Source organism: Bacillus sp. FSL W7-1354 (assembly GCF_038002405.1).
In the GTDB taxonomy this organism is placed as follows: domain Bacteria; phylum Bacillota; class Bacilli; order Bacillales; family Bacillaceae; genus Bacillus; species Bacillus paralicheniformis.
In genome coordinates this window covers 4,184,743-4,201,692 of the sequence record NZ_JBBOCL010000001.1, presented here as the reverse complement: position 1 = coordinate 4,201,692, position 16,950 = coordinate 4,184,743, and the positions used below count along the sequence as shown (strand labels likewise).

At 42.7% G+C, this 16,950-nt stretch carries 14 protein-coding genes and 1 pseudogene; 4 read left to right on the top strand and 11 right to left on the bottom strand.

What is annotated here, in order from left to right; all coding sequences use genetic code 11:
* Window positions 1-34: 34 nt before the first annotated feature.
* The 4 genes and pseudogenes from MKZ04_RS21145 to MKZ04_RS21130 all read right to left on the bottom strand — a co-directional run bounded on the left by MKZ04_RS21145 (window position 35) and on the right by MKZ04_RS21130 (window position 4,954).
* A pseudogene (locus MKZ04_RS21145) lies at window positions 35-1,067 on the bottom strand (glycosyl hydrolase family 18 protein).
* A 15-nt stretch (window positions 1,068-1,082) separates the two neighbouring features.
* Entirely contained in the window at window positions 1,083-2,180 is a 1,098-nt protein-coding gene (locus MKZ04_RS21140) for a nitric oxide synthase oxygenase (RefSeq protein WP_341046984.1), read from the bottom strand.
* Between the two features lie 128 nt (window positions 2,181-2,308).
* The gene (locus MKZ04_RS21135; RefSeq protein WP_050820889.1) at window positions 2,309-3,952 is read right to left on the bottom strand and encodes a M14 family metallopeptidase; all 1,644 of its coding nucleotides are present in this window, start codon (window positions 3,950-3,952) and stop codon (window positions 2,309-2,311) included.
* Window positions 3,953-4,159: 207 nt separating this feature from the next.
* The gene (locus MKZ04_RS21130) at window positions 4,160-4,954 is read right to left on the bottom strand and encodes an MBL fold metallo-hydrolase (RefSeq protein ID WP_050820890.1); all 795 of its coding nucleotides are present in this window, start codon (window positions 4,952-4,954) and stop codon (window positions 4,160-4,162) included.
* A gap of 104 nt (window positions 4,955-5,058) precedes the next feature.
* On the opposite strand from MKZ04_RS21130, the gene MKZ04_RS21125 reads away from it, so the two are divergent.
* Window positions 5,059-5,841, top strand: a complete 783-nt coding sequence (locus MKZ04_RS21125) for an MBL fold metallo-hydrolase (RefSeq protein ID WP_050820891.1) — start codon at window positions 5,059-5,061, stop codon at window positions 5,839-5,841.
* A 46-nt stretch (window positions 5,842-5,887) separates the two neighbouring features.
* Here MKZ04_RS21125 and MKZ04_RS21120 read toward each other — a convergent pair whose 3' ends face one another.
* The 6 genes from MKZ04_RS21120 to MKZ04_RS21095 form a co-directional block, all read right to left on the bottom strand.
* Complete coding sequence (locus tag MKZ04_RS21120) at window positions 5,888-6,466, bottom strand: VanZ family protein (protein ID WP_341046979.1); 579 nt, start codon at window positions 6,464-6,466, stop codon at window positions 5,888-5,890.
* Between the two features lie 83 nt (window positions 6,467-6,549).
* Entirely contained in the window at window positions 6,550-9,108 is a 2,559-nt protein-coding gene (locus MKZ04_RS21115; RefSeq protein WP_026578899.1) for an ABC transporter permease, read from the bottom strand.
* Window positions 9,109-9,120: 12 nt separating this feature from the next.
* A complete protein-coding gene (locus MKZ04_RS21110) occupies window positions 9,121-9,834 on the bottom strand; it encodes an ABC transporter ATP-binding protein (protein ID WP_341046976.1) in 714 nt (237 codons plus the stop codon).
* Window positions 9,812-10,231 carry a hypothetical protein gene (locus MKZ04_RS21105; protein WP_026578901.1) on the bottom strand — a complete coding sequence of 140 codons (420 nt, stop codon included), beginning with the start codon at window positions 10,229-10,231 and terminating at the stop codon, window positions 9,812-9,814. Before MKZ04_RS21105 ends, MKZ04_RS21110 begins: the two co-directional genes overlap by 23 nt.
* A 288-nt stretch (window positions 10,232-10,519) precedes the next feature.
* Window positions 10,520-11,956 (bottom strand): anion permease, encoded by a 1,437-nt coding sequence (locus tag MKZ04_RS21100; RefSeq protein ID WP_039073282.1) that lies wholly within the window; start codon window positions 11,954-11,956, stop codon window positions 10,520-10,522.
* A 110-nt stretch (window positions 11,957-12,066) separates the two neighbouring features.
* A complete protein-coding gene (locus MKZ04_RS21095; protein WP_026578903.1) occupies window positions 12,067-12,414 on the bottom strand; it encodes a general stress protein in 348 nt (115 codons plus the stop codon).
* Window positions 12,415-12,609: 195 nt separating this feature from the next.
* Here MKZ04_RS21095 and MKZ04_RS21090 point away from each other — a divergent pair, with 195 nt between their 5' ends.
* The gene (locus MKZ04_RS21090) at window positions 12,610-12,993 is read left to right on the top strand and encodes a YfmB family protein (protein WP_020450523.1); all 384 of its coding nucleotides are present in this window, start codon (window positions 12,610-12,612) and stop codon (window positions 12,991-12,993) included.
* Between the two features lie 50 nt (window positions 12,994-13,043).
* A complete protein-coding gene (locus MKZ04_RS21085; RefSeq protein WP_105980804.1) occupies window positions 13,044-14,072 on the top strand; it encodes an NADP-dependent oxidoreductase in 1,029 nt (342 codons plus the stop codon).
* 43 nt (window positions 14,073-14,115) lie between these two features.
* Here MKZ04_RS21085 and MKZ04_RS21080 read toward each other — a convergent pair whose 3' ends face one another.
* Window positions 14,116-15,246: a DEAD/DEAH box helicase gene (locus MKZ04_RS21080; protein ID WP_023855766.1), complete on the bottom strand. Its 1,131-nt coding sequence runs from the start codon at window positions 15,244-15,246 to the stop codon at window positions 14,116-14,118.
* Window positions 15,247-15,383: 137 nt separating this feature from the next.
* On the opposite strand from MKZ04_RS21080, the gene MKZ04_RS21075 reads away from it, so the two are divergent.
* On the top strand, window positions 15,384-16,940 hold the full coding sequence (locus MKZ04_RS21075) for an ABC-F family ATP-binding cassette domain-containing protein (RefSeq protein WP_161513118.1): 1,557 nt from the start codon (window positions 15,384-15,386) through the stop codon (window positions 16,938-16,940).
* The last annotated feature ends 10 nt before the right edge of the window (window positions 16,941-16,950 follow it).

The window sequence follows — 16,950 nt, the reverse complement described above, 5'->3', positions numbered from 1 at the left end:
AATAAATGAAAAAGAAGGCTCCGAATTGGAGCCTTTATTTTATTCCCTTCCGCACCGCCTGCCAAAAAGAGGCCGATTCATGTCCCATCGAGTAGACGGAAACTCCTGCGATTTTATATCGCATGGCCAGGCGGCTTTTCGCCGCAATCGTTTTTTCATCTTCATACCAAACGACATGGCGGTGTTTGTGTTGATCTGTATAAGAAAATCTCATCGACCCCGATCTTTTATCATATACAGGCTTAGCCTTCACTTTTTTCTTAAGCGCCTTCACGTCGTTCCACTGCTTCAATTTGCTGTTCTTTCGGGATGTTAAATCCCAATCATTCCCGTATGAGGGGATGCCCATAATGACTTTTTCGGCTTTGATCGTTTTCACCGCATATGCTAATGAGCTTTTGACCCAGTTCATTCCGGCAACAGAGCCCGGCTCGCTCCAGATCCCGTGTTCATCGTAAGTCATGACTTGAACATAGTCAGCTGATTTTCCGATTTCCGCATAATCATACGGCCAGCTCCATCCATCTTTTCGGTCATCTGCACTCTTCGCCGGTACCGAAACCATCGTTTTGATCTTGTGTTTTTTCAAAGCGGCTGCGACATGACGGATGAAGCTTGAGTATTTAGCTCTCGTTCGGCTTTACAGCTTCAAAATCAATATTAATTCCGGTAAACGACTGCTTCTTCGCAAGCGTAATAAGCTGTTCTGTAAAGTGCTGCCGCGCCGTTTTGTCGGACATGACCGTTGATGCCAGATTCCCGTCAAAATCGTGAATGGATTCGTTGTAGTTTGAAATGACCGCCCACGTCTTGAGGCGTTTCTTCTTTGCAAACGATAATTGTTTTTTCGGAGTGTCTCCGATGATATCTCCTTTTTGATTAAACGCGTAGGTGTCGAGAGCTGCGGCATTGATATAGTGATGGTATGCCGTCAGCGATTGATAGGAAGCTGCTTCCCCTGTTGTATAGCCGAGTACGATTTTGGCCGCTTTTGCTTCTGTTTCTGTATATGTAAGCATCGTTAAACATACAGCGAATACGCTGCATAGCAAGTAGATTTTTCTCATTGTCTATTCGTCCTCTCAATCGTTCGAATAAGGCTTTTCCTGATAAAAGTAATTCGGTTTAAGCGTTTTATTTTCATAATAGCTGTGAAAGATATGGGTCGCTGCCGGAGATAACGGCGGAATCAGCCATGTCCAGCTTGCTGAAAGCTCCCTTCCCGCTTCAGCTTCCTGCTCCTCGAACCGCTTGAATTGGCTTGCCGCGGTATGGTGGTCAACAATGCTGACGCCGGCATTTTTATAAGAGTGAAGCACCGCCGTATTTAATTCAACAAGCGCCTTGTCTTTCCACAGCGAAGTATTCCGTTCCGTATCAAGTCCCATAATGGCTGCCACTTTTTCGAGTACATTATAGCGGTCTGTATCCGCGAGGTTGCGCGCTCCGATTTCCGTTCCCATATACCAGCCGTTAAACGGGGCGGCATTATAATGAATTCCTCCGACCTCCAGCTTCATATCGGCTATAATCGGCACACCGTACCACTTCAGCCCCAGACTTTTAAAGGCTTCAATCTCCGGATGTTCAATCCTGACCTCTTTGACGATTTCACGAGGCAGCTCATACCACACAGGGGGATGGCCATCTATTTGAAAAACAAGCGGCAAAACGTCAAAAGGCGTACCTTCGCCTTTCCAGCCGAGCGCTTCACACGCTTTTGTCAGTTCCAATGATGCCGGATCGCCGATGACACCTTGCTCCGTTTCATACCCCGCATACCTGATCAGCTGATGGTTCCAAATGGACACTTTTTTTTGCCCGCTTTGTTCCGGGGGAAAAATCGTAATGAACGGTCTGATTTTCCCTCCGTTTGTCGCAAGCTCTATATGGTGAAAAAGCGCATCCCGCACCTCTGCCTCGGTTTGAACGCCTCTTTGATCGATGACAGTAAGAGAGTGCCAAAACAGCCGGCCGATGCAGCGGCTGCTGTTTCTCCACGCCATTTTCGCGCCATGTTCGATTTCTTCTAATGTATGTTTATAGCTTCCGGTTTCTCTGATTTCTTCGTCTATTTTATGTAAGCGCATCCTTGTTTCTTCTTCGGACTTCGACAGTTCCCCGTAGCAGAGCTCGATGAAGGTCTTGGCTTCCCTCCATAATTCTTCATATGATTCCAACCGGATTCTCTCCTTCCAGATTTCAGACTGATATTTATTGTATAGGTTTCAATCTTAGTTTAAAACCATTATGTATGAAAAGACAAAAAACCGCTAAAAAGCATCCGTCAAAGACGGATGCCTGATGATTATTCCTTAATGTTAAGCGTTTTGGTGTTCAGCATGAAGCGGTAAACCGGCAGCTGTTTGCCTGTTTGAGAAGGGATGTAACCCGTGCTTACATAACTGTCAACCGATTCCGGCTCAAGCGCAATCGACAGCAGATTGCTTTGCGGCTGTGCTGTAAAATAGATTTTTGTTCCTTTTGGAAACTCTTTTTTCTGTTTTTTAAGCTTCGTTTCCACCTTGATCACAGGCCGGCCCTCAGATTCTCCCGATGTTTCTTTCGATAAAACCTCATACGCTTCAGCGGTGAGCTTTTGTTTGAAAGGAAGTGTCACGCTTTTTAATCCCTGATCCTTCAGCTTCTGCTCAATATCTTGATGGCCCGGAAGGACAAGGTAAGCGGTCGGACGTGTTCTTGACAGCACAGGGACGGCTTCCGAAGCGCTGTAATATTGGACAGGAACGTCAACTGCTTGTCCTGAAGCGATATCAGCGACTTTCAGCGTTTCTTTATACGGCCCTGCAAACTCACTGTTGATGATCACTTGGTCTTTATCGCTCACTTTTGCACCATTTTTTATCAGCTTTAATTTTTCTTTGGCGACAAGGCGCTTGATCTCGGCTGCATGCTTCACTGTCGTGTCGATGATCGTCTCATGCGTAGCAACCTGAGCCGCGACTCTTCTTGCAAAATTTTCGCGTCCGATGTCTATTCCCCTGCTTTCCACTAGGAAGGAAAGAGCAGGCTGGAGGCCGAATGCATTACGTCCGATTCTCGCTTCAGTACCGCCTTCATAGATTTCGATTTTTCCGTCCTTGCTTTTTCCTGTCGTATAATATGCATCATTAGAAAAACCTTTTTCATCAAGTTTAGCTCTGACGCCGTTCACATAAAGGCTGTCAGACGCATACCTGATCGATTCGGGAATGTTTAAGTTTTTTCCTGATAAAATTAAAATATCATGGTATTTTAATGACCCTTTTTCGCCTACGCTTTGAAATTCGTTTTGGCCGACACCGTATTCATGGGCATCAATAACGACTTCAGGCGAATATTGAATGAACTCCTGGTGAATGGCGCGGACTTCCGGAGATTCAAGCTTAACATGATCCCTGTTTCCGTCGATTCCGCTCGCCAGCCGTCTGTTAAACTGATACGAGCCGTCAGGATTGACCCGCGGAACGACGATGACATTGATCTTGTCCAACACTTTGTCGCCGTACGGCCCGGCCAGTTTTTCAGCCATCGCCAGGACCGATTCTCCCGCTGCCGGCTCATTTCCGTGTATCTGTCCTTGCAGCCAGACGGTCGGTTTTTTTGATATGGAACGTATTTGCTTATCCTTTGTGAAATAAAGCACGGGAATATTTCTTTTTTCAATTGAAAAACCGATATTCCCGATTTTGACATTCGGGCTTTTCTTTGTCAGACTGGTTATAAACTTCATCATTTCTTCTTGTGTCGTAAAGGCTTCCCCTTCTTTCACAAAAGCAGGGGTCGAGAAAGTTTCTTCCGGCTCCGGATATAATGATGACACTTGCTCTGGCTGAGTATAGTTCTTTCCATAGTAAGGGGTTTCCGCAGCGTGAACCGCATCAGACACCATCAGTCCTGCAAACATTGCCGCAGCTGCCAGCAAAGCTTGGACCCTTTTTTGAATGTTCATCTTTTCTCAGCTCCTTTCAGGCATACCTGCATTATAAATGAAATATCAGCTTATTTTATCTAAAATTTCAGAAAATGATTCCTTTGGTATACAACAACATCCGAAATATAGAACGATGGATGGCCATCATCACATGTAAATGGTTAGTTTTTCCCTATAAAAAAACATTCAGCCTGGCTGAATGTTTTAAGGGCAGCATATGGCATTTTACGAATCAGAAGCGGGAAGGCGGCCTGACAGATCAAGGAGCTCTTTGGAAAAATCGCTTCCTTTCATCGGTACACCGTGTCCCGTCAACAATGCAGCCGGTTTTAATTCTGACAGCTTCCGAACTGAGTCCGCCGCTTTTGTCCAGTCCATTGTGAAATAAGCCGGGGGTCCGTTCAGCTCCTGCTTTTGAATCGCCACTTCAAACAGAGATTCCTGCTCTACAGTTGTAACGGCGTCGCCTGCGATCAAGGTTCTGTCCGACTGCCGGAAAAGCGAAACATGACCCGGTGTATGTCCCGGCGTCTCAATCCATTTCCACCCTTTAAGAAACGGAAGCGAACCATCTTCAGAAAGCTGCTTTACATGGGACGAAATGTTGATTGAGTGCCTCGGAAACAACGGAGACATCTTTGCAACCAGCCCGCTTTTCACTTGCGGTTTGGCAGGCGGATAATCGGCTTTTCCCGTTAAATAAGGCATTTCTTTCTCATGGGCGTAAATCGGAACCGGCCATGTTTCGAGAAGACCTTCCAAAGCGCCGACATGGTCGAAATGTCCGTGCGTCAAAACGATTGCTTTTAGGCTAAAATCGCCGAACCGCTCCTTTGCCTCTCTTAAAATAAATGGAGCGGACTTGGGCATTCCGGCATCGATTAAAACGGCTTCCCGCGAATCGGGATCGAAAATAAAATACACATTGACGATTTGCACCGTCAAACCGAATACACCTTCGGCATACTCTTCCAGGACCCCGCTGTTGATGGATGTCAAAGGCATGTAAGGATCACTCATTATGTTCACCACACTCACTTATCATATATTTTATTACTTTGCACATTTGACTTGAGGATATGCATGGATAAGCACCTTTGAAAAAATGAAGGAGGGACAAACCAATGGGAGATGGTCAATGGTTTACTGTAACAGAGCTTGATGAATCCACATATGCGATCAGCGAATACGGGCATTGGGAAAATGTGCACTCTTACTTGCTGATTGGGGCGAAGGAAGCCGTTTTAATTGATACAGGTCTTGGTATCGGCAGCATGAAGACGGTAACGGATAGTCTGACCGATCTGCCGGTCAGCGTCATCACAACCCATGTCCATTGGGATCACATCGGAAGCCACGGTGAATATCAGCGCATTTACGTTCATGAAGCCGAGAAAGACTGGCTGACGGACGGAATCAAAGGGCTTCCGATCGAGCACATTCGCCGCGATGTCTCTCGAGATATCACTAAACCTGTACCGGCCGGCTTTTCCGCTGAAACATACACCCCGTTCAGAGGTGAACCGTCGGGAACGCTGCAAGACGGCGACACAGTCGGCTGCGATTCAAGGCCGCTCGTTATTTATCATACGCCCGGACACTCCCCGGGGCATATCTGTATCTTTGATCCGGCGTCAGGCTACTTGTTTACCGGCGACCTGCTGTATACCGGAGCCCCCATCTATGCATTCTACCCGACGACTGATCCGGTCCAATTGATTCAGTCACTTGAAAAAATCTCGGCTATCGGGCGCGTGAAAAAAGTTTTCGGCGGGCATCATCAGCTCGGTCTTGCTCCTGACATTTTGCAGGAAGCCGGGCATGCGGCACTGCACTTAAAGAAACACGGGCTGGCAAAACACGGCACAGGCACGCACCGATTCAATAGCCTTAGTTTTCAGTTTTAACTAAAAAAGATGATTGCCCAGCCGGGAATCATCTTTCGCGCTTTCCTCAAAAATGCAGACCTTTCCTGCGGTAACCTGATCCTTTAGCTCCGAACATGAAAGACGTCAGGCAGAAACCCATTACACCGCCGGCCGTATTTAAAATTAAATCATCCACATTAAAGGTTCTCGCCATTATGAATCCAGTCACAGATAGCACAAGCTGGAGACTCTCAATCAAAAAGCTTGTCAAAAAAACAAAAACCGCCGCTTTTTTCAGCGGAATTTTCCTCCATAGAATGGAAAGATACACACCTAAAGGAATGAGCAATAAAACATTAAAAAATGTAAGCTTGACAGAATTCCAAAAAAACCAATCAAACCCGCTCTGCTGATGCATTTGCACCCATTCAGCAACAAAATAAAACGGAATGAGCTGAATGTTCATTTGAGCGTATGCCGGCTGCGGCGGAATGTTGATTCCGCCTATCGTATAGTGATAAACGACGCTCAAATAAACAATAAAACTGGCAAACACCATTTTTCTAAAAAAACTTGTTTTTTTTCGGTTTTTCACAATGTCGTACAAAAAGTAGACGATTGCGCACATGAAACCGAGCAGCATTAAATCAACTGACCAAAACATTAAAATTCACACCTTTATTTTTAGTCACTATACTAACAAGTTTTGTGGATTTTCACCATAGCTCATAAACACTAATTACCAAACTATTCTTCCTTAGTTTTTAAAGCGTCAGAAATACTTATTTTTTTCAATACAAAAAATAAGATAGACAGTGAAATCAAAGATAAAGTACTTGTGAAAGCAACTGAATAAAAATAATATTTGAAATAATTATAATTATTATAGTTTTCAGGCATTGATAATGTAAGAAAAAGAATGATCGTTCCGCTTAAAAGAAAAGCTAATATTAAATAAATAGTCATTTCAATTATCAGGTCTTTCAAGACGGCTGTGACGCTTTTTCCAAAAGCTCGATTAATTGCAATTTCAGCTTTTCTTTGAATGATTCTAGAATACATTGTTGCAGCTAATGTTAAAACAGAGTAAAATGCAGTAACCGCAAATAACACAGTCCCAAGTATGGATAGATAATTAGAAATTGACTCAAGTCTCTTATTATCTTCTGTTTCTGAATAATACAGACTTCCAGGAATTGATGAAACCATTTGTTTCGTCTTATTAATAATCCCCTTCTTTTTTTGTTTAGAAATTGAATGGTCAGTATATATTGTCAATTCTTTATAGCCATCAAAAACCCCAATTTTTTTAGCCACTTCTTCATAAATTAAAACTGTAATTCCCTCACGTTCTTGAGAAATCTGATTTTGTTTCATCAAGTAAGGAGACAAGATAATCCGTTCTACCTTCAAATCCCAATTTTCAAATTTTGGTTTTTTTTCATCAGAATATGCAATCCTGCCGATTTTCACTTCGTCTCCATTTATAATTTTATTATTCATTTCTTTTTGATTTATTTCAGGAAAGAAAATAAAGGCTGATCTTGATTTTTTCACTTTCCTTACGGAACTTTCATCAAAACTATACATGCGTTGGAGATGTTTAAGTTCACTGTCATTCACTAATACAAAATTCACGTTAGGAATAGGTATAAGATTATTTGGTACTAAATTATCTATTGTGTCCTCAGATATTTCAACATTTATATTCTCCAGCTTATAGGTATTTATCCAAGATTTAATATTGGGTGAAAGTTGTTGTTTGGTTAGGAGCAAGGTGCTCCCTAGGGAGTTTGGAACTTTATCAATATAAACAACTCCTGGCAAGCGTTGAAGATCTTCTACACTTTTATAATCAAAAGAAACAGATTGATTGGTTTCGATAATATAGCCATTTACATGTTCCTCAGCAGTCAGTTGCTTAGATGAAAGTATAAAATCCGGTGTTGTTTCTTCGGATTTTTCAATTGTTTCATCGGCTATTAACTGGGTGAAGAAAAAAATCATGATCGAGAAAGACAGTATAACAATAAATAATATAGAAGATTTCCATCGAAACGTAAGTTGAATCACCAAAGACTTCAATTTAAAAGGAAACTTTTCTATAAATTGATAAACACGGTATCCTTTTGCTATAAGCGGATTCCCTTTTAAATTAGTATGAATTGTTTCTTTGCTTATTTTTTCCGTTACAATTAGTGCTGTTATACATAATGAAAAAAATAATAAGGTGAGCCAAATCGTGACGAACAGAGTAGATTCCAACAGAGGTGAAGAACTGTAGTTTTCAGTACGATATGTTTGATGATTTAATATCTTTTTCAAGTACACCCCAACAGGAAAAGATATTAAGAAACTCACTAAAACAATAATGGTACTCTGAAAAAAAACAAGAAGCCTTATATGATTTTTTTTTGCTCCGTGGGATCTCAGTATCGCAATTTTTTGCCGGTAATTCTGATAGAACACCTCAAATATTCGAAAACAGCAACACAACGAACCAAATATTAGAATGATCGAAAAAAATAAACATATATAGAAAATCCTATTATAGTTTTTATATCCTTCATTAAAAAGATTCTCATTTTCATATAATTGTTCAGGGCTAGACAAATGTTGCTCAAAATTTTCATTTATTTCTTGTTCGATCTTTTCTACATTTTCATTTTGAAGTGAAAAGATAAAACTTTTTTGTATATCAATGTGCTTATCTGCATTAAATTTTGTCGGACTTATAAAAACATTTGGATATGTATTCTTTCCTTTTTCTATATTTATTGGAGTAGACCAATTTGAGGAATAGTTATTCACAATACCTACTATTTGATAAACTTCCTCAACAGCACCTATTTTTAATTTAACATCCGCTCCAATAACGTCATTTGTTTTAAAAGAGTCAGTTAAAAATGATTCAATGGCAATCTCATTTTTGTGTACAGGCATCCTCCCATGTAAAATATGTATATGCCCTAATTCTAAAGCACTTTTGTCAAACCATCCAATAGAAGCTCCGACTGAAGATTCATTAAAATCTTCAGTGTAACCAACTAAAAAAATTCCTCCTCCTTTTTTTACACTATGTATTCCTTTTAACTCTTTGAACTCCTTTTCACTAAGATTGTTAATTATAGCATGATGCTCACCATATTTTTCATAGGCCTTTTCTTTTGTGTATTTCAGAATTTCTTCTGTAGCGCTGTTCACCATAATAAGAAAGACCATTGAGATAGAGATTATTAAAACCATTAAATAAGATATTTTTCTTCTTTGGAACAACGACTTAAAAGCTAATTTAACCCAAAACATATTTCAACACCTTTATAAAGTTTTGACTCGTCCATCTTCAATTAAAAAAAGCTGATCTGGCCTCTCTATCAAGTTCTCTTCGTGTGTAACAATCACTAATGTTTTATCAAATTCTTTGCATAAAGAAACTAAAAGTTCAATAACTTTTTCCGCATTTTTTTGATCTAAATTACCAGTAGGCTCGTCCGCAAAAATGATTTCTGGATCATTTGCCATTGCTCTTGCAATAGCAACTCTTTGTTGCTGACCACCTGACAGTTGGAAAGGAAAAGATTTCAACTTGTGCCCAATCCCTAAAATATTTGTCAGTTTCTTAATGTCCGAAATGTCTTTTTCCTTTTTATTAATCATTAGTGGTAGGATAATATTATCAAACACTGAAATTTCAGGTATTAAATGATAATTTTGAAAAATGAAACCGAAATTATTGCCTCTAATATTAGCTTGTTCAGGATCCTTTAATTTGTAAAAATTTTGCTGTTCAAACCACACATGGCCGTTGGTAGGTTCCTCCATGCCACCAAGAAGACTCAGCAAAGTTGTTTTACCTGATCCACTTTTCCCTAAGATTACATTAATTGAACCCTTGCTTATAGAAAGAGTAGTAGGGTGCAACGCATTAAATAATGAAGCACCCTCCCCATATGTTTTTGTTACTTGATTTGTCGATATTATAATTTTATTATCTTGTCTCATAATATTCTTATTGTTTAATCCTTCCTCCACCTTTTATATTAATTCCGTAATCTGAATATGTGTGTTTCGTAACATTAACTCTGTAAGTTCCTTTAGCCACTTTTCCTACATTTTTGCTATAACTTTTTCCGGTGGTTAATCTACCGGTACTGTAGCTAGTAAATACTCCTTTGCTAATTGTGACAGTATATTTATGAGTTTGTGACAGAGTTTCACCAGTTTCAGCCTTAATAGTTCTTGCACTAGCAGTTATAGTGGTAGATTTATTGCTTAGTTTATGTTTAGCTTCTCCAGTTACTGCTGATCGGATATTGAAAGAATATGGCTCATTATAAGCTAAACTCACCGTACTAAAGCCGAAAATAAAGACCAAAGCTACCACAGAGAAAGTACCAAATATTTTCTTTCTCTTTAATAATCTTTTCATAAATAATCCCCTCTTCCTTTTTATCTTCTTTTTGATTGTCCAATCAGAAACAGATCTGTCATATATTAGGTTAATATGAAAAATAATGTAAGTCAATGCATAAATTAGATTTCTATATCCATCATTTGTTTCAAAGAAATAACTAATATAAAACGGATATATGATGATAGATAGGCTAATTCCAAAGCTTTTAATTTATTACGACTTTTAACCGCAAGTGTGGAATTTCAAATCAACAGCATCGAAATGGACATAAAAGAAAGGACAGGATCTCTCCTGCCCCTCATTTTACCATATACCCAACAATTTCCACCATAGCCCTCCGACAACAAGCCATGTCACAATATGAACAATCGACAGGATAAAGCCGATTGACCACCATTTGCTTTGTGGAATATAGCCGGCCCCGAAAAAGACGGGTGCCGCTCCAGCTCCGTAGTGTGTCGTCGAAGCAAAAAGGTTGCTGAAAAACGCAAGGCTTAATGCTGCGAGGAGCGGCGGAGCGCCTGCAGCGATAATCACGGCGAGAAAGGCCGAATACATCGCGCTGATATGAGCGGTTGCACTCGCAAAGAAATAATGCGAATAATAGTAAACCGCAATTAAAATGAGAAATGCGCTGACCCAGGAGAATCCTGAAACATACGATTTCATCGCATCGCTGAACCAGCCGACCATGCCGAGTTCATTCAAAAAGCTCGCCAGCATGACGAGCGCGGCAAACCATGTCAGCGTATCCCATGCGCCTTGCTCTTTCTTAATATCGTCCCACGTCAGAACCTGTGTCAAAAGCAGGACGGCTAAACCGATCAATGCCGTTGTCGTTGCGTCAATTTTCAGGTTTCCGCCGAAAATCCATAAAAAAAGGACGAGCAAAAAGACCGCGACCATCGAGAGTTCCGATTTTTTGAACGGGCCCATTTCTTTCAGCTTCTCTGTTGCGATTTTCGCCGCATCAGGTGTTTCTTTCACCTCAGGCGGATACAGTTTATAAATGACAAGCGGGGTGATGATCAAGCTGACAAGTCCCGGGACGATGGCCGCCACAGCCCAGCTTGTCCAGGTCAGATTCACACCTGCCACATCATGGGCAAGTTTGGCAATCAGCGGGTTTGCCGCCATAGCCGTTAAGAACATCGCTGAAGTGATCAAGTTCCCCTGAAAGCCCACCTTCAGCAAGAAAGCGCCAATGCGCCGTTCCGTGCCGTCCTTGGGCGTTGACTGAAAAGTTTCGGATAACGAACGGATAATCGGAAAAATAATTCCCCCGGCCCGTGCGGTATTACTCGGGATCGCCGGCGACAAAATCAAATCGCTGACAAGAAGTGAATACGAGAGTCCGAGTGTTTTTTTGCCAAACATCCGCACAAATAAATAGGCGATTCGCGCACCTAAACCGGTTTTAATGAATCCCCGTGAAATAAAAAAGGCAATGACGATCAGCCAAATCGTCTTGTTTCCAAAACCGCTGAGCGTTTCTTCAATCGACAGCGTTCCGGTCAGCGCCGTGACCGCCAATGCGAATACGGCGATTGCCCCCATCGGCAGCGGTTTTGAAATAAAGCCGATAATCGTTGCCACAAAGATTGCAAATAAGTGCCATGCTTTCGGGTCCAATCCGGCGGGCGACGGAATAAACCAAATCACCGCTCCGACTAAAATCGTGACCGCAAGAGGAATGATGTTCAATGCCGATTTTTGTTCTGCATCTTTTTCTTTAGCCAAAACCTTTTCCTCCTATTCATATCGTTTTCGTTTATTATTCTACTCCTTTCCTGCTATCATTCAAATTTTATTTTATTAAAAAAACTGCCGACCTTGTCGGCAGTCTCAATTTATACCCAAGATTTCACTTTTTCATGATCCGTGACAAAGAGGAGGACTTTTCCTTCATCAAGCTGCTTCTCGAATTGTTCTGCTTCCTGTTTTGAAAAGCCGATCTCATGAATTTTATTGCGGAGTTCGTCCCCTTTTTTGTTGAAGATATTACCCACGGCATTTTTAAGGCCTGTCTCTTCGGCTCCGATCGTATTGGCATCCGCGTTGTCCGCAAGTCTTTCAGTACGGTCGTCATCATGTGACAGAACGTAAATATCTTCTCTTGCAACTCCGATTTCCCTGAGTTCCTCAACATCCTTCATCAGTTTTTCATCATTAGTATATTGTCTTACTACTGGTTTCATATGAATCTCCTCCCTTTTTTCATGTTGTATTTAACACTTACCCTTTGTTTACGCGGCTAAACGGATGAATGCTCTGTCATGACATTTTCATTTCAATGTTACAATTGTTATAAATTTTCAGACAAAACGTTTGAAAGGATTGCCAATTCAGGTACATTACAAATAGACAAGGCTTTGAGATGGGGTGATTGAAGCGTGTATTATTTTTCACCGGAACAGCAATATAACGCATGGATCATTAGCGATTTGGTCAAGCAGATTTTTTCAAGGGAAGGTCATCAAGAAGTTGATACTCATCGATTTGAATCTTTTGCCGCCAGACGATTCGGCATCAATATCGATTACGTCTTTTCAATCATCATGAACATCGGCGATCCGGAAGAAAGGAGAACGGCAAGCAGCACCGAAGACCTCCTCTCTTCATATCTCCTGTCATTGCTTCCTTTTATCACAAAAGACATGTTTCAATTTTCGAGAGAAAATGCCAATCAATATCTTTTAAATGAAAGAAATGCTGATGTTTTTCATCTTTTTCTGCCCGATTCTGTGCTGAAAAAAACCTTTCATGCAACCCGCTGATCTTTTGCTAAACCTCTTTTTTACGTGGTAAGTTATAAGTAAAAGGAGGAATCATTATGTCGCAAAAACAAATTGAACTCGCAAGACGTCCGCAGGGCATACCTGTTATGGGCGATTTTCGCATAAAAGAAACGGAAATTCCGGAAGCAAAAAACGGTGAAGTGCTTGTAAAAACGCTTTATGTCTCAGTGGACCCTTATATGAGGGGAAGAATGCAGGACACGAAATCCTATGTCGAGCCATTTCCGCTTGATAAAGTAATCACCGGAGGCGTGATCGGCGAAGTGATATCTGCAAAAGGAGACAAGCTCAAAAAAGGGGACATTGTTTTGGGCCGCTTGGGCTGGCAGGAGTATTCAGCGGTTCGCGAAGACAATCTGCAGAAAATCGATCCGTCCCTCGCGCCTGTTACCGCTTTTCTTGGGATTCTCGGCATGACCGGTTTGACGGCTTATTTCGGACTTTTGGACATCGGACAGCCAAAAGCCGGTGAAACGGTTGTTGTCTCCGGTGCCGCCGGAGCAGTCGGCTCCGCCGTCGGACAAATTGCCAAAATCAAAGGGGCGAGAGTCGTCGGTATTGCAGGCTCTGACGAAAAAACGGCATACTTAAAAGAAAAGCTCGGTTTTGATGAAGCAATCAATTATAAAACAACGGAAAATATGGCCTCCGCGCTTGAACAAGCTTGTCCGGACGGTGTCGATGTTTACTTTGACAACGTCGGAGGCACGATTTCAGATGCTGTCTTCCCCCTGCTCAATAAGTTTGCACGAATTCCGGTTTGCGGGGCGATTTCTTCTTATAACGTCAAAAGCGCAGAAGATGATATGGGGCCGCGTGTACAAACGGCCTTAATTAAAACAAGCGCCCTGATGAAAGGATTTGTCGTCAACGATTACAGGGACCGCTTTCCTGAAGGAACCAAACAGCTCGCCGAATGGGTCAAAAGCGGGCAGCTTCAATATGAGGAAACGATAACAGAAGGTTTCGAGCGGATACCTGAGGCATTTTTAGGCTTGTTTGAAGGAAAAAACCTCGGCAAACAGCTGATCAAAGTCGCCGATTCCGACAATGCCTGAGCATTCATATAAAAAAGAGGCCTGCCGGCAGCAGGCCTCTTTTTTATCTTTCAATAATCCGTCCTCTTTCATACACGATCCGCTGAAGCGGGATTTCAAGCTTCTTCGCCAGCTTTTTCAGCCTTTCCTCTTCAATGCGGTTGACAAGGCTGATCACGGTTCCTTCATTCCCCGCTCTTCCCGTCCTTCCCGACCGGTGGATATAGCCTTCAATGTTTGGCAAATCGGCGTGGATGACATAAGGGAGATCTTCGATGTCGATTCCGCGCGCTGCGATATCGGTCGCGAGAAGCAGCGTGAATTCGCCTGCTTCAAATGCCTGCAATATTTTGGCGCGCTCGATTTTTTTTGCCTCGCTGTGAAGGACGCCGATGTCGACATGATGAAATTTGAGCTTTTCGGCATACACGTTTAAGTTGCCGATGTCTTTGACAAAGACGAGCGCCTGCATGCCTGGAAGCCGCGAGAATTTTTGCAGGATCTTCACCTTATCCCGCTGGTCGCATACGAGAAATTGGTGTTTGATTTTTGCAGATTCTTCTTTCGACCTCTTGATCCTGAGAACTTCCGCTTCTGTCGTCATGTCGCGGAGCTCGCGTTCGGCGTCGTCTTTTAAAGTCGCCGAAAAACAGAGGAGCTGCCTGTCGCGGAGCGTCGATTTGATGATGCTTTGTATCGTCCCGCGATGCTCCGGTGTAAGCAGATGATCGGTTTCGTCAAGGACGATCGTTTTCACTTCATGCATTTTCAGTTTTTTCATTTTAATCAGCTCAAATACGCGTCCAGGTGTGCCCGCAATGATGTGCGGGTGTTTTTTCAGCTTTTCCTGCTGCTTTTTGACATTGGCGCCGCCGATCAGGGAAGCGGCTCTGATATCCGAGCCTTTTTTCCATTCGACGATCACATCAAAAATCTGCATGACAAGCTCGCGGGACGGAGCCAAAATCACAGCTTGCACGTTCTTTTGATCCGCCTCCAGCTTTTCCAGAATCGGCAGGACGTAAGCGAGCGTTTTGCCCGTTCCAGTCGGCGACTCGGCGATCACGTCACGCCCGTCCAAAATCAGATCGACTGCATTTTTTTGGACACTCGTCGGCTCTTGAAAGCCCGATGCCTTCCAGTTTTCTTGAATAAACGGTTTTGCTTTATTTAAAAATGGCCATCTTTCTGTCATGTTTTTCTCCTTTTATCAGGTTGATTCTGCTCCTAGTATCTCAAAACAAAAGCGGCTGCGCAATTTTTCTTTTATTGTTCCCTCTGAGTTCGATATAATCTTATAGAATACAGATTATATTTTTTGAGGTGCAAAACATGAGTTTACTTACAGTCACAAAGCTGAGCCACGGTTTTGGCGACCGGGCGATCTTTCATGATATATCCTTTCGATTGCTGAAAGGCGAACATGTCGGTCTCATCGGAGCAAACGGCGAGGGAAAATCGACCTTCATGAATATCATTACAGGCAAACTTGAGCCTGACGAAGGAAAAGTCGAATGGTCCAAAAAGGTCCGGGTCGGCTATCTTGACCAGCATACATCACTTGAGCGCGGACAAACAATCCGCGACGTGCTCAGAAACGCTTTCCATTATTTATTTGCGATGGAAGAAGAAATGAATGCCATCTACACAAAAATGGGCGAGGCTGACCCCGATGAGCTTGAAAAGCTTCTCGAAGAAGTCGGAACGATCCAGGACGCCCTGACCAACAACGACTTTTACGCGATTGACGCAAAAGTCGAAGAAATCGCCCGCGGCCTCGGGCTTAACGATCTCGGCCTTGACAGGGATGTCGCGGATTTGAGCGGCGGCCAGCGGACAAAGGTGCTGCTTGCCAAACTACTCTTGGAAAAGCCCGACATCCTGCTGCTCGATGAGCCGACAAACTATCTGGACGAACAGCATATCGAATGGCTGAAACGCTATTTGCAGGAGTACGAGAACGCCTTTATTTTGATTTCTCACGACATTCCGTTTTTAAACAGCGTCATTAATTTGATCTACCATGTGGAAAACCAGGAGCTGACCCGCTATGTCGGCGACTACAACCAATTCCGCGAAGTATACGAAGTGAAAAAACAGCAGCTTGAAGCAGCCTACAAGAAACAGCAGCTGGAGATTTCGGAGCTGAAAGATTTCGTCGCCCGCAACAAAGCGCGCGTCAGCACAAGAAATATGGCGATGTCCCGGCAAAAAAAGCTCGATAAAATGGATATGATCGAGCTCCCTTCGGAAAAACCGAAGCCTGAATTTCATTTTAAACAAGCAAGAACATCCGGAAAGCTGATTTTTGAAACGAAAGAGCTCGTCATCGGCTATGATGAGCCGCTGTCCCGTCCGCTGAACTTGAGAATGGAGCGGGGCCAAAAGATCGCTCTGTACGGAGCCAACGGCATCGGAAAAACGACATTGCTGAAAAGCCTTCTGGGTGAAATTTCACCGCTGTCGGGAGAAGTCGAACGCGGCGAACACCTTCATATCGGCTATTTCGAGCAGGAAGTCAAAGAGACCAACAACAACACATGCATAGAAGAAGTGTGGAACGACTTTCCGTCCTTTACACAGTACGAAATCCGCGCGGCTCTGGCGAAGTGCGGACTGACGACAAAGCATATCGAAAGCAGGGTATCCGTATTAAGCGGCGGGGAAAAAGCAAAAGTCAGACTATGCAAGCTTATCAATTCGGAAACGAACCTGCTTGTACTCGATGAACCGACAAACCACCTTGATGTTGAAGCAAAAGAAGAATTAAAAAGAGCTTTGAAAGAATATAAAGGCTCCGTCCTGCTCATCTCTCACGAACCTGAATTCTATATGGACATCGCGACAGAAACATGGAATTGCGAGTCATGGACAACGAAAGTTTTATAAACAAAAAAAG

Excerpts from the sequence above, each read along its gene's own strand:
- MKZ04_RS21095 (WP_026578903.1), bottom strand. The coding sequence starts at position 12,414 with ATGAAACCAGTAGTAAGACAATATACTAATGATGAAAAACTGATGAAG.
- MKZ04_RS21115 (WP_026578899.1), bottom strand. The coding sequence starts at position 9,108 with ATGTTTTGGGTTAAATTAGCTTTTAAGTCGTTGTTCCAAAGAAGAAAA.
- MKZ04_RS21135 (WP_050820889.1), bottom strand. The coding sequence starts at position 3,952 with ATGAACATTCAAAAAAGGGTCCAAGCTTTGCTGGCAGCTGCGGCAATG.
- MKZ04_RS21130 (WP_050820890.1), bottom strand. The coding sequence starts at position 4,954 with ATGAGTGATCCTTACATGCCTTTGACATCCATCAACAGCGGGGTCCTG.
- MKZ04_RS21075 (WP_161513118.1), top strand. The coding sequence starts at position 15,384 with ATGAGTTTACTTACAGTCACAAAGCTGAGCCACGGTTTTGGCGACCGG.
- MKZ04_RS21120 (WP_341046979.1), bottom strand. The coding sequence starts at position 6,466 with ATGTTTTGGTCAGTTGATTTAATGCTGCTCGGTTTCATGTGCGCAATC.
- MKZ04_RS21105 (WP_026578901.1), bottom strand. The coding sequence starts at position 10,231 with ATGAAAAGATTATTAAAGAGAAAGAAAATATTTGGTACTTTCTCTGTG.
- MKZ04_RS21125 (WP_050820891.1), top strand. The coding sequence starts at position 5,059 with ATGGGAGATGGTCAATGGTTTACTGTAACAGAGCTTGATGAATCCACA.
- MKZ04_RS21080 (WP_023855766.1), bottom strand. The coding sequence starts at position 15,246 with ATGACAGAAAGATGGCCATTTTTAAATAAAGCAAAACCGTTTATTCAA.